This window comes from Streptomyces caelestis (genome assembly GCF_001279005.1).
In the GTDB taxonomy this organism is placed as follows: Bacteria; Actinomycetota; Actinomycetes; order Streptomycetales; family Streptomycetaceae; genus Streptomyces; species Streptomyces heliomycini.
Map to the genome: position 1 here is coordinate 1 of NZ_LGCN01000264.1, position 14,633 is coordinate 14,633.

The following is a 14,633-nucleotide window of genomic DNA, read 5'->3' on the forward strand; positions in this document are numbered from 1 at the left end:
GCGGCCGTGGTGGGGCACTCGCAGGGGGAGATCGCCGCGGCGTGTGTGGCCGGGGCGCTGTCCCTGGAGGACGCCGCCCGTGTCGTCGCCCTCCGCAGCAAGGCGCTGGTGGCACTGACCGGCCGGGGCGGCATGCTGTACATCCCGCTGCCCGCGGACGACGTCGAAGCCCGGCTCGGCCCCTGGGCGGACCGGTTGGACATCGCCGCCGTCAACGGTCCCACGACGGTGACCGTCTCGGGCGACCCGGTCGCCCTGGAAGAACTGCACGGCGCGCTCGCCGACGACGGCGTACTGTGCTGGCCGCTGCCCGGCGTCGACTTCGCCGGCCACTCGCCGCAGGTCGAGGAGATCCACGACGAACTGCACACCCTCCTCGCCGGGATCACCCCGCGCCCGTCCCGCGTGCCCTTCTACTCCACCGTCACCGGCACAGTGCTCGACACCTCCGGTCTCGACGCCGCGTACTGGTACCGCAACCTGCGCGAGCCCGTCGCCTTCCGCCGGGCCGTGGACGCCCTCCTCGCCGACGGGCACCGGCTGTTCGTCGAGAACAGCACCCACCCGGCACTCACCGTGTGGCTCCGGGAAGCCCTGGAGACAGCCGGCGGCACCGGTGGCGTCGTGGGCACCCTGCACCGGGGCGAGGGCGGCCGTACCCGCGTCCTCACCTCGCTCGCCGAACTGCACGTCCTCGGCCACCCAGTGGACTGGGAGGCGGTCTTCGACGGCACCGGCGCCCGCCGCCGCGAGCTTCCCACGTACGCCTTCCAGCGCCGCCACTACTGGATGGAGCCCGCGCCCCGGAGGGAGGTCAGGAGCGGCAGAGACCTCGTCGGCCAGGACTTCTGGGACGCCGTGTCCGGCCAGGAGCCGGACGCTCTCGCCGATCGCCTGCGCATCGAGGACGACGACGTGCGCGCGGCCATGAACACCGTGGCGCCCGCGCTCTCCGACTGGCTGCGCAGCCGCCGGGGCCGCTCCACGCTGGACTCCTGGCGCCACCGGGTCACCTTCAAGCCGGTGACCCGGCAAGGAAGTGACGCCCTCACGGGAATCTGGTGGCTCGTGGTACCCGGAGCCGCCGCCGGGGACCGGGCCGTCGCAGCCTGCGCCCAGACCCTGCGTGAGAGCGGCGCCCGCCCCGTCCTGGTGGAACTCGGTGCCGACGACGCCGGGGAGCGCGGGCGCGGGCCGCTCGCCGACAGGCTGCGCGCCCTCGCCGAGGAGTCCCCGGCCGACGGCGTGCTCTCCCTGCTGGCCCTCGACGAGTTCCCGTACACCGACGCCACCGCCCTGCCCACAGGGCTCGCCCTGACCACCGCGCTGCTCCAGACACTCGGCGACGCCGATGTGCGGGCGCCGCTGTGGTGCGCGACCCGCGGCGCGGTCGCCGTGGGCCGCTCCGACCGGCTCGGCGCCCCCCTGCAGGCCCTGCACTGGGGCCTCGGCGGGGTCGCAGCCGTCGAGTATCCGGAGCGCTGGGGCGGTCTCGTCGACCTGCCCGAACGCCTCGACGAGCGGGCCCGCGCCAGGCTCGCCGCTCTCCTCGCGGACCCGCGAGGCGAGGACCAGCTCGCCGTACGCGCCTCCGGGGTCTTCGGACGACGCCTCACCCACGCCGAACCGCGACGCGAGCCCGACGGCACGGGCTGGACACCTGCCGGCACCGGCTCGACGGCCGAGGGCACAGGTTCGACCGACACCACAGGTCAGCCGCCCGAGGGCACAGGTTCGACGGATGGCACAGGCCGGACTTCCGACCGCGCCGCCCCGACCCCCGACAGCACCGTCCTCGTCACCGGCGCCACCGGTGGGCTCGGTGCCCGCATCGCCCGCAGGCTCGCCCGCGAGGGCGGCGCGCACCTGCTGCTCACCAGCCGCGGCGGCCCGGACGCCCCCGGTGCCGACGCCCTCAGCGCTGAACTCACCGCTGCCGGAGTGGAGTTCACCCTCGCGGCCTGCGATGTCGCCGACCGGGACGACCTGGTCCGGCTCCTCGACGGCATACCGGCGCAGCGGCCCCTGCGCGCCGTGTTCCACGCCGCCGGCGTCCTGGACGACGGTGTCCTCGACACCCTCACCCCTGAGCGCGCCGCCGCTGTGCTGCGCCCCAAGACGGACGCCGCGTTCCATCTCGACGAGCTGACCCGGGAGTCGGAGCTGACGGCTTTCGTGCTGTTCTCCTCGCTCGCCGGGACACTGGGTGGCACCGGGCAGGGCAGCTACGCCGCCGCCAACGCCTACCTCGACGCTCTCGCGCAGGCCCGCCGCGACCGCGGTCTCCCCGCCACCTCCGTGGCCTGGGGCCTGTGGGGCGGAGACAGCCTGGCCGCGGGCGCCACCAGCGAACGCCTCGTCCGCAATGGTCTGCCCGCCATGGACCCGGAGCTGGCCGTCGACGCCCTGTGGCAGGCGCTGGACGACGACGAGACCCGCCTGGTCGTCTCGGACTTCGCCTGGGACCGCTTCGTCCGTGCCTACACCGCGCTGCGGCCCAGCGCCCTCCTCGGCGACCTCCCCGAGGTGCGGGGCGTGCTGGCCGAGAACGCCGCCGCACCCGGCGGGGGAGGGGACGGCCTCGCCGCCCGGCTCGCCGCGCTCTCCGACGCCGAACGCACCGAAGAGCTGGCCGGCCTGGTGCGCTCGTGCGCCGCCGGTGTCCTCGGCCACGACGACCCCGCCGCGATCGAACCGGAGCGGGCGTTCAAGGACCTGGGCTTCGACTCGCTGACCGCCGTCGAGCTGCGCGACCGGCTGGCCGGGGCCACCGGCCTGCGCCTGCCCGTCACCCTCGTCTTCGACCACCCGACCACCACCGCGCTCGTAGGGCACCTGCGCACGGAACTGCTCGGCGCGGCCCCGCTCACCGCGGTGCCCGCCACCGCCTCCGCCCCCGCGCCCCGGGTCGGCCTGGAGGACGACCCCGTCGCGATCGTCGCGATGAGCTGCCGCTTCCCCGGCGGCGTCACCAGCCCCGAGGAGTTCTGGCGGCTCCTGGCCGACGGCACCGACGCCGTCTCCGGGTTCCCCACCGACCGCGGCTGGGACCTGGCGGGCCTCTACGACCCCGACCCGGACAAGGCCGGCCGTACCTACGTCCGTGAGGGCGGGTTCCTCCACGACGCCGACCACTTCGACCCCGCCTTCTTCGGCATGTCGCCCCGCGAGGCCCTCGCCGTCGACCCGCAGCAACGTCTCCTGCTGGAGACCGCCTGGGAGGCGTTCGAGCGGGCGGGCATCGACCCGCGCACCGTGAAGGACACCGACGGCGGCGTCTTCGTCGGCTCCAGCTACCGGGACTACGGCTCCCGCGTCACCGAGCCGTCCGAGGAGTTCGAGGGCTACCTCGGTATCGGCAGCGCCGGCAGCGTTGCCTCCGGCCGTATCGCCTACACCTTCGGCCTCCAGGGCCCGGCCGTCACCGTGGACACGGCCTGCTCCTCCTCGCTGGTCGCCGTTCACATGGCGGCGCAGGCGCTGCGCGGCGGCGAGTGCTCCCTGGCGTTGGCGGGCGGTGTCACGGTGATGGCGACGCCCGGCGCGTTCGTCGAGTTCAGCCGCCAGCGCGGGCTCGCGGCCGACGGCCGGTGCAAGCCGTTCGCGGCCGCCGCCGACGGCACCGCGTGGGCCGAGGGCGTGGGCATGGTGCTGCTGGAGCGTCTGTCCGACGCCCGCCGCAGCGGCCACCCCGTGCTGGCGCTCGTACGGGGCTCCGCCGTCAACCAGGACGGTGCCAGCAACGGCCTCACCGCGCCGAACGGTCCCTCCCAGCAGCGCGTCATCCGCCAGGCCCTGGCCGGCGCGGGCCTGACTCCCGGCGACATCGACGCCGTGGAGGCCCACGGCACCGGTACCAGGCTCGGTGATCCCATCGAGGCGCAGGCTCTGCTCGCCACGTACGGGCAGCAGCGGTCCGCCGAACGGCCTCTCCTGGTGGGTTCGTCGAAGTCCAACATCGGGCACAGTCAGGCCGCCGCGGGTATCGCCGGCATCATCAAGATGGTCCTCGCCATGCGACACGGCACCTTCCCGGCGACCCTGCACGTCGACGAGCCGACGCCGTACGTGGACTGGTCCGCGGGCCACGTGCGGGTGCCCACCGAGAACACGGCGTGGCCCGACGCCGACCGTCCGCGCCGCGCCGCCGTGTCGTCCTTCGGTGTCAGCGGCACCAACGCCCACACCGTCCTGGAACACGTCCCCGAGCCGGCCACGCCCCTCACGGCCCCGTCGTCCGGGCCGTGCCTGCCCTGGCTGCTGTCCGCCCGCGGCGAGGACGCTCTGCGCGCCCAGGCCGTCCGGCTCCTCGACTGCGTCACCGCCGAACCGTCGCCCCACCCCGACGCCGTCGGAAGGGTCCTGGCCACCGGCCGCAGCACCTTCGAACACCGGGCCGTCCTCGTCGGCGCCGACCGGGGCGCTCTGGAGGCCGCCCTGACCGCACTCGCCGACGGCACCGCCTCGCCCGACGTGATCACGGGCACCGCCGGACGGGCCGCCAGGACCGCCTTCCTGTTCCCGGGCCAGGGCAGCCAGCGCCTCGGCATGGGCGCCGGACTCTTCGGGCGGCACCCGGTCTTCGCAGACGCCTTCGACGCGGTGTGCGCCGAACTCGACCCGCTCCTGGACCGGCCGCTGCGCGACGTCGTCCACGCCGAGGCGGGCGGCGACGACGCGGCGCTGCTCGACACCACCGCCTACACCCAGCCCGCCCTCTTCGCCCTCGGTGTCGCCCTGTACCGGCTCGTCGAGTCGTACGGGGTGCGCCCCGACCTCGTCACCGGGCACAGCGTGGGACAGTTGGCCGCCGCGCACGTCGCCGGAGTGCTCTCGCTGCCCGACGCCGCCGCCCTGGTGGCCGCCCGCGGCCGGCTGATGCAGGCCATGCCCGGCGGTGGGGCGATGGTCGCGCTGACCGTGCCCGAGGCGGAACTCCTGCCCCAACTGCGGGGGAGGGAGGGCGAGGTCGCGGTCGCCGCCGTCAACGGGCCCGCCGCCACCGTCCTGTCCGGCGACGCCGCGGCCGTCGAGGAGATCGCCGCCCACTGGCGCGAGCGGGGCGCCAGGACCCGGCGGCTCACCGTCAGCCACGCCTTCCACTCCCCGCACATGGACGGCATGCTGGCCGACTTCCGGGCCGTCGCCGAACAGGTCACCTACCACGATCCGGACATCCCCGTCGTCTCCGACCTGACCGGCGCTCTCGCCGGCGCCGACGAACTGTGCGACCCCGGCCACTGGGTCCGCCACGTCCGCTCCACCGTCCGCTTCCACGACGTCGTACGCACCCTGCAGGCCGAGGGCGCCACCGCCCTGGTGGACCTCGGACCCGACGGCGCCCTGGCCGCGCTCGCCCAGGACTGCCTGACCGGGGACGCCGACACCATCGCCCCGGTGCCGCTGCTGCGCAAGGACACGCCGGAGCCCGCCGCCGTCACCGCCGCCCTGGCCCGCCTGCACGTCCACGGGGTCGGCGTCGACTGGGCACCGCTGTTCGCCGACGTACCGGACGCACACGTGACACTGCCCACGTACGCCTTCCAGCGCGCCCGCTACTGGCTCGCACCCACCCCGGCGACGGGCGATATGTCCGCGGCGGGCCTGCTGCCGTCCGCGCACCCGCTGCTCGGTGCGGGCTCCCCGCTCGCCGACGCGGACGGCCACCTGTTCACCGGCCGGCTGTCCCTGGACACCCACCCTTGGCTCGCCGACCACGCCGTCCACGGCGGCGCGCTCTTCCCCGCCACGGCCTTCCTGGAACTCGCCGTCCACGCCGGCGACCAGACCGGCTGCGCGGAGGTCGACGAACTCACCCTCGAATCACCCCTCACCCTGCCCGAACGAGGTGCCGTCACCCTCCAGCTCACCGTCCAGGCACCCGACGCGACCGGTGGCCGCGCCTTCGCCGTCCACGCGCGGCCCGAGCGCGCCGCGCCCGACGAGCCCTGGACCCGGCACGCGAGCGGCCGCCTCGGCAACGGCGCGCAGGCGCCGGCCGAGGACCTCACGGCATGGCCGCCGGCCGGCGCCGAACCCCTCGACACCGACGGCCTCTACGAACGCCTCGCCGACGGCGGCTTCGCCTACGGCCCCGTCTTCCAGGGCCTGCGTGCCGCCTGGCGCCTGGGCACCGACGTCTACGCGGAGGCACACCTGCCCGAGGGGCAGCGGAGCGACGCGGGCCGCTACGGTCTGCACCCGGCGCTCCTCGACAGCGTGCTGCACTCGCTGGCCTTCGGGATGCTCGAAGGCAGCGACCAGGGCTGGCTGCCGTTCTCGTGGAGCGGCGTGCGGCTGCACGCGTCGGGCGCGGCGGCCCTGCGGCTGCGCATGACGCCCACGGGACGCGACGCCGTCGCCCTGACCCTCGCCGACACCACGGGAGCCCCGGTCGCCTCCGCCCGCGCCCTGGTGCTGAGGCCGGTGACGGCCGAACGGCTCCAGGAGGTCCGCACGGGCGCGTACGAGGACATGTTCCGCCTGGAATGGCCTGTCACCGCAGCGACCGAGGACCGGCCCGAGTCCCTGGCCGTGCTCGGGGACGACTCCGCCGGCCTCGCGCCCGCCCACGCCGACCTCACCGCCCTGGGCGCGGCGATCGACGCGGGCGCCGCGGTGCCCGGCTGTGTGCTGACCGCGCTGCCGGCCGCCGACAGCGGCGACATGGCCCGGGACGTGCACGAAATGACCGGCCGAGTCCTGGAACTGGTGCGGACCTGGCTCGCCGACGCACGGTTCGAAGGGGCGAGGCTGGCCCTCGTCACCGAGGGCGGTGTCCCGGTGGACCCGGACGACGACGTGCCCGACCCGGCGCACGCCGCGGCATGGGGCCTGGTCCGCTCCGCGCAGACCGAGAATCCCGACCGGTTCGTACTCGTCGACACCGACGGCGACGCGGCCTCGCGCGCGGCCCTGACCACGGCACTCGCCACGGCCCTGACCACGGGTGAACCCCAACTCGCCCTGCGCGCGGGTCGGCTCCACACCGCCCGACTGGCCCGCGTCCCCGGCTCCCTGCCTGCGGGCGAGGCCCGCTGGGACCCCGACGGCACCGTCCTGGTCACCGGCGGCACCGGCTCCATCGGCTCCCTGGTCGCCCGCCACCTCGCGAGCGCGCACGGCGTACGGCACCTGCTGCTCACCAGCCGCAGCGGGCCGGCCGCCGACGGCGCGGGCGAACTCCTCGACGACCTGGCCGCCGCAGGCGCCGCCGCCGAGATCGTCGCCTGCGACGCCGCCGACCGGGAAGCCCTCAAGAAGGTCCTGGACGGTCTGGAGCATCCGCTGCGCGGTGTCGTGCACACCGCGGGCGTCATCGACGACGGGGTGGTCGCCGACATGACGCCCGAGCAGCTCCACCGGGTGCTGCGCCCCAAGGTCGACGCCGCCCTCAACCTGCATGAGCTGACCGCCGACCGGGACCTGACCGCGTTCGTGGTGTTCTCCTCCGTCGCCGGCGTCTTCGGCGGCATGGGCCAGGCCAACTACGCCGCGGCCAACGCCTTCCTGGACGCCCTCGCCCACCGGCGACGCGCCCGGGGCCTGCCCGGCGTCTCGCTGGCCTGGGGCCTGTGGGCCACCGGCGGCGGCATGACCGGACACCTCGGTGACGCCGACCTCGCCCGAATCGCCCGCGGCGGCATCGTCGCCTTCCCGCCGACCGACGGCATCGCCCTCTTCGACACGGCCACCGGCCTGGACGCCGCCGCTCTGCTGCCGCTGCGCCTGGACACCGGAGCCCTCGCGGAGCAGGCTGCCACGGGCGGGGTGCCCGCCTTCGCGCGCGGACTCGTCCGCATCCCACCGCGCCGCGCCGCCGCGGGCGAGGGGCCCGGCCCCGCAGCCGCCGAGACGCTGCGGCGGCGCCTGGCGGGGCTGCCGCCGGCACAGCGCGAGCGAGTCCTCGCCGACGTGGTCCGCACCCACGCCGCGCTGGTCCTCGGCTTCCCCGACCCGGTGGCCGTCGGCGTCGAAGTATCCCTGCTCGACCTCGGGTTCGACTCACTGACCGCGGTGGAACTGCGTAACCGGCTACGGACCGCCACCGGTCTGCACCTGCCGGCGACCCTGCTCTTCGACCACCCGACGATCACCGCCGTCGCCCGCCATCTCGCCGGCGAGATCGTCCCCGAGGACGGCACGGCCGGAGCCGGAGCCGGCGCCGCCGTCCTCGCCGAACTCGACCGGTTGGAGACCTCGGTACGCGACGCGGTGCACGACGACGGCGCGCGCACCGCGCTCACGGCCCGGCTCCAGGACCTCCTGCAGACACTGCGCCCTGGCACCGGCCCCGCCCTGGACGCTGTCGAGGGCCGCATGGGCTCCACCGACGACGAGCTCTTCGACTTCATCGACAGCGAACTCGGCAGTCCATGACGTAGCCCCTCGCCGCCCGCACGCCCCCCGACCGCTCCCGCGTACCGAAGGTGACATCCACGGTGAATGACGAGAAGCTGCGCGACTATCTCAAGCGGGTGGCCGCCGACCTGCACCGGACCAAGCAGCGCCTCGGCGAGGCCGAGGCCAAGGACCGGGAGCCGATCGCCGTCGTCGCGATGGGCTGCCGCTACCCCGGCGGTGTGCGCACCCCCGAGGACCTGTGGCACCTCGTCGCCACCGGCACCGACGCGATCACGCCCTTCCCCGCCGACCGGGGCTGGGACCTGCCCGGCCTGCACGACCCGGCGGGGGAGCGCCCGGGCACCACCTACAGCGCCGAGGGAGGCTTCCTCGACGACGTCGCCGGCTTCGATCCCGGCTTCTTCGGGATCTCCCCGCGCGAGGCTCTCGCCATGGACCCGCAGCAGCGGCTCTTCCTGGAGACCACCTGGGAGACCTTCGAGCGCGCCGGGATCGACCCGCACACCCTGCGCGGCAGCCGCACCGGCGTCTTCGCCGGCGTGATGTACCAGGACTACGCGGTCCGGCTGCGCCAGGTACCCGACGACGTCCAGGGCTACCTCGGCAACGGCTCCTCCGACAGCGTCGCGTCCGGCCGTATCGCCTACACCTTCGGCCTGGAGGGCCCCGCCGTCTCCGTCGACACGGCCTGCTCCTCGTCACTGGTCGCCCTCCATCTGGCCTGCCAGGCGCTGCGGCAGGGCGACTGCACCCTCGCGCTCGCGGGCGGCGCCATGGTGATGTCCACGCCGGTGCCGTTCGTGGAGATGAGCCGGCAGAACGGCCTCGCCGCCGACGGGCGCTGCAAGTCCTTCGCGGCCGCCGCCGACGGCACCGGCTGGGGCGAGGGCGTCGGCATGCTCCTCCTGGAGCGCCTGTCGGACGCCCACCGGGCCGGCCACCCGGTGCTCGCGCTCGTACGGGGTTCCGCCGTCAACCAGGACGGCGCCAGCAGCCGTCTTACCGCGCCGAACGGTCCCTCCCAGCAACGTGTCATCCGCCAGGCCCTCGCCAACGCCCGGCTCACGGCGGCGGACGTCGACGTCGTCGAGGCCCACGGCACCGGCACCCCGCTCGGCGACCCCATCGAGGCGCAGGCGCTCCTCGCCACGTACGGCCGGGAGCACTCCGCCGAACTACCGCTGCTGATCGGCTCGTTGAAGTCCAATATTGGCCACACCCAGGCCGCCGCCGGGGTGGGCGGCGTCATCAAGATGATCCTCGCCATGCGGCACGGCGTGGTGCCGCCGTCCCTGCACGGCACCGACCTCACGCCCCAGGTCGACTGGTCCACGGGGGCACTGAAGCTCGTCACGGACGCCACCGCCTGGCCCGAGACCGGACGCCCGCGCCGGGCCGCCGTGTCCTCCTTCGGTGTCAGCGGTACCAACGGCCATGTCGTCCTGGAGCAGGCCGAGCAGGCCGAGCAGGCCGAGCACACGGAGTACACGGAGGAGCCCACCGGTCCCGTGCCCTGTGTCGTCTCCGGGCGGGACGGCGACGCCCTGCGCGCCCAGGCGGTCACCCTGCGTGCCCACTTGGAGCAGCTTCCCGATCTGCAACTGCCGGACGTCGCCCACACCCTGGCGAGGGGCCGGGCCGCGCACGAGTACCGGGCCGCCCTCGTCGTCGACGACCGGCAGGCGCTGCTCGACGGGCTCGACGCGCTCGCCCGTGACGCCGACCCGCTGCCGCCGGGCATCGTGCGCGGCACGGCCCGCACCGGCGAGGCCGTCGCCTTCGTCTTCCCCGGCCAGGGCTCCCAGTGGCCCGGCATGGCCCGTGAACTCCTCGACACCTCGACCGTGTTCGCCACCCGGCTCGCACAGTGCGCCGACGCCCTCGCCCCGTACACCGACTTCGCACTCCTGGACGTCGTCCGCGGCGCGCCCGGCGCTCCGGGCCTGGAGCGCGTGGACGTCGTGCAGCCCGCCCTGTTCGCGGTGATGGTCTCCCTCGCGGAGGTGTGGCGCGCAAACGGTGTCGAGCCCGCGGCAGTGGCCGGGCACAGCCAGGGGGAGATCGCCGCCGCCTGCGTCGCGGGTGCCCTCACCCTGGACGACGCCGCGAAGGTCGTCGCCCTGCGCGCGCGGGCGCTGCGGGCCCTCGCCGGGCGCGGCGGCATGGCGTCGGTGGCGCTCCCCGCCGACCGGGTACGGGAACGCGTCGCGCCCTGGGGCGGGCGGATCGCGCTCGCCGCCGTGAACGGCCCCGAGTCGTCCGTCGTCTCCGGCGACCCCGAGGCCCTGGCCGGGCTCCTCGCCGCCCTCGACGCCGACGGCGTACGGGCCCGCGCCGTCCCCGTCGACTACGCCTCGCACGGCCCGCACGTCGAGGAGATCCGCACGGAACTGTCCGAGGCCCTGGCCGGCATCGCGCCCCGCCCGGCCGTCGTGCCCTTCTACTCCACCGTCACCGGCGCCCTCCTGGACACCGAGCGGCTCGACGCCGCCTACTGGTACGAGAACCTCCGGCACACCGTGCGGTTCGAGCAGGCCACGCGCGCCCTGCTCACCGACGGCCATCGGGTCCTGCTCGAAGTCAGCCCGCACCCCGTACTCGTATCGGCCCTCCAGGACACTGCTGCCGCTGCCGGCACCGACGCCCTGGCCCTCGGTACGCTGCGCCGCGACGACGGCGGTCCGCGCCGGGTGCTCACCGCGCTCGCGGAACTGCATGTGCGAGGCGTCCGCGTCGACTTCGACGCCGTCCTCGCGCCGCACCGCCCCAGCCGCGTCGACCTGCCCACGTACGCCTTCCAGCGGGAGCGCTACTGGCTCGAGGACAGCGGCACCCCCGCCGGCGACGCCGCCTCACTCGGCCTCGATCCCTCGGGCCACCCGCTCCTCGGCGCCGTCGTCACGCTCGCCGACAGCGGGAGCCTGCTGTTCACCGGCAGGCTCTCGACGCGCACCCACCCCTGGCTCGCCGACCACACCGTCCAGGGGAACGCCCTGCTGCCCGGCACCGCGTTCCTCGAACTCGCCGTCCTCGCCGGCGACCGTACCGGCTGCTCCCGTATCGACGACCTCACACTCGAGGCTCCCCTGGCGCTGCCGCCGGACGGAGGTGTCGTGCTGCGCCTGTCCGTCGCCGCACCGGCCGCCGACGGCACCCGCGCCCTCGCGCTGCACGCCCGGCCCGACGACCCGGACGCGGACGCGGAGTGGACCCGCCACGCCACCGGCCTCCTCGCCCCGACGGCCCTCGTCCCCACCCCCGGCCACCTCAGCCCCTGGCCGCCACCCGGTGCCGTCCCCGTCGGCCTCGACGGCATGTACGCGCGCTACGCCGAGGGCGGCTTCGTCTACGGGCCCGCGTTCCAGGGCCTCACGGCCGCGTGGCGGCTCGGCGACGACCTGTACGCCGAAGCGGTGCTGCCGTCCGCACTCCATCAGGACGCCCGGCGGTTCGCCCTCCACCCGGCGCTGCTCGACGCCGCCCTGCACGCCACCGGGCTCACGGCCGACGCCGCGGAAGGCGAGGGCGGCCGTATGCCGTTCGCATGGTCCGGGGCGACCCTGCATGCGTCGGGCGCCACCGCGCTGCGCATCCGCCTGACCCGGACCGCGCCGGACACCCTCGCCCTCGATGTCGCCGACGCCACCGGACACCCCGTGGCCTCCGTGGAGTCCCTGATCCTGCGCCCGGCCGCACCGGACGCCCGCGGGGCCCGCACCCACCACGACTCACTGTTCCAGGTGGAGTGGACCCCGCTCTCCTGCCCGCCCGCCGCCGTGGCGGCCGACTGGGCGGTCATCGGCCCCGACGACCTCGGCCTGCCGGTGCCCACCGCCTACGCCGACACCGCCGCCCTGACCGCCGCCCTCGACGCGGGCGCGGCACCTCCCGGCCTCGTGATCATCCCTCAACTCCCCGTTCCCGCCGATGAGAGGGACGACGTCGAGGAGGTGCACACCGCCGTCCACCAGGCTCTGGAAATCCTCCAGACCTGGCTCGCCGACCAGCGGCTGGCCGGCACGCGGCTCGTCCTCGTCACCCGGGGCGCCGTCGGCGAAGCCCTTGCCGACCCGGCCCGAGCGGCCGTATGGGGCCTGGTGCGCTCCGCCCAATCCGAACACCCCGGCCGCTTCGTCCTCGTCGACGCAGACGCGGAGGCGACAGACGAGACTCTCGCCCGCGCGCTGACCACCGACGAGCAGCAACTCGCCGTACGCGGCACCACCGTCCTCACCCCCCGACTCGCCAAGGCCCCCGCCACCGACCCGGTATCCGCCGTCCTTGACCCCGACGGCACCGTCCTCGTCACCGGCGGCACCGGACTGCTCGGCTCCCGCGTGGCCCGTCACCTCGTGGCCCGGCACGGCGTGCGCCACCTCCTCCTCACCGGGCGCCGCGGACCGGACGCGCCGGGCGCCGCGGACATCACCGCGGAACTCACCGCACTCGGCGCCCACGTCACCGTCGCCGCCTGTGACGCCGCCGACCGGAACGCGCTCGCCGCCCTGCTCGACGGCGTCCCCGCCGACCACCCCCTCACCGCCGTCGTCCACGCCGCGGGCACTCTCGACGACGGCGTCCTCACCTCCCTCACACCGGACCGCGTCGACACGGTGCTGCGCCCCAAGGCCGACGCCGCACTGCACCTGCACGAACTCACCCGGCACAAGGACCTGCGGGCCTTCGTCCTCTTCTCCTCCGCCGCGGGCACCTTCGGCGGCCCCGGACAGGGCAACTACGCCGCCGCCAACGCCTACCTGGACGCCCTCGCCGGGCACCGCCACGCCCTCGGCCTGCCCGCCCAGTCCCTCGCCTGGACCCTGTGGGAGCAACGCTCCGCCCTGACCGGCCACCTCGACGACGCCGACCTGCGCCGCCTGGCCCGCTCGGGCATGCCGCCGCTCACCACCGAGGAGGGCCTCGCGCTGCTCGACGCCGCCCTCACCGTCGACGCCCCGGCGCTGCTGCCGCTCCGACTCGACCAGCGCGCGCTGCGGGCCCGCGCCGCCGACGGGGAACCGGTGCCGCCGCTCCTGCGCTCCCTCGTGCGCGTCGCCGTACGCAGGCCCACGGTCACGGTGGCGGGCCCCGGGGACCACGGCGTCGCACCGTCCGAGCGGCTCGCCGCCCTGCCCGAGGCCGAACGCCTGCGATTCCTGGTCCAGTTGGTGCGCGCGCAGGCCGCCGCCGTGCTCGGTCACGCCTCCGACAGCGCGGTCGTGCCGACGCGTGCCTTCCGTGACCTCGGCTTCGACTCCCTCGCCTCCGTGGAACTGCGCAACCGGCTGAACGCCGCCACCGGTCTCAGGCTCCCCGCCACACTGGTCTTCGACCACCCCTCGCCGGAGGCGCTCGCCGCGCACCTGCGGGACGAACTGACCGGGGTCCACCCCGTGGCCACGGCCCCAGCGGCCGGCCCGTCCGGCACAGCCGCCGTGGACGAACCGATCGCCGTCGTCGCGATGGGCTGCCGCTTCCCCGGAGGGGTGCGCACCCCGGACGACCTGTGGCGACTCGTGGCCGCCGGCGGCGACGGCATCTCCGCCTTCCCCACCGACCGCGGCTGGGACCTCGACGCCCTCTACGACCCCGACCCCGCCCACACCGGCACCTCCTACGTGCGCGAAGGCGGATTCCTCGCCGGGGCCGGTGACTTCGATCCCGACTTCTTCGGCATCTCGCCCCGCGAGGCGATCGCCATGGACCCGCAGCAGCGCCTTCTGCTCACCCTCACCTGGGAGGCGTTCGAACGCGCCGGCATCGACCCGGCCGCGGTGCGCGGAACCCCGGCAGGCGTCTTCATCGGCCTGATGCAGCAGGACTACGCGGTACGGCTGCTCCCGCACATCCCCGAGGACGTCGAGGGCTTCCTGGGCACCGGTAACTCCGGCAGCGTCGTGTCCGGCCGTATCGCCTACACCTTCGGCCTGGAAGGCCCGGCCCTCACCATCGACACGGCCTGCTCCTCGTCGCTGGTGGCCCTGCACACGGCGGTGCGGTCGCTGCGCCGCGGCGAGTGCTCGCTCGCCGTGGCGGGCGGCGTCACCGTGATGTCCAGCCCCGAACTCTTCGTCGAGTTCAGCCGGCAGGGCGGCCTGGCCGCCGACGGTCGCTGCAAGCCCTTCGCCGCCGGCGCGGACGGGACCGGCTTCGGCGAAGGAGCCGGCGTCCTGCTGCTGGAGCGGTTGTCGGACGCTCGTCGCAACGGCCACCCGGTGCTGGCCGTGGTGCGGGGGAGCGCCGTGAACCAGGACGGTGCGAGCAATGGT

At 75.3% G+C, this 14,633-nt stretch carries 2 protein-coding genes; both read left to right on the forward strand.

All coding sequences use genetic code 11. The annotated features are described in order from the left end of the window. The coding region (locus tag ADK41_RS35900) for a type I polyketide synthase (protein WP_159044002.1) at positions 1–8,379 on the forward strand (8,379 nt) is incomplete at its 5' end. A 62-nt stretch (positions 8,380–8,441) separates the two neighbouring features. Continuing rightward, a partial coding sequence (locus tag ADK41_RS35905; protein ID WP_159044003.1) for a type I polyketide synthase occupies positions 8,442–14,633 on the forward strand: 6,192 nt, incomplete at its 3' end.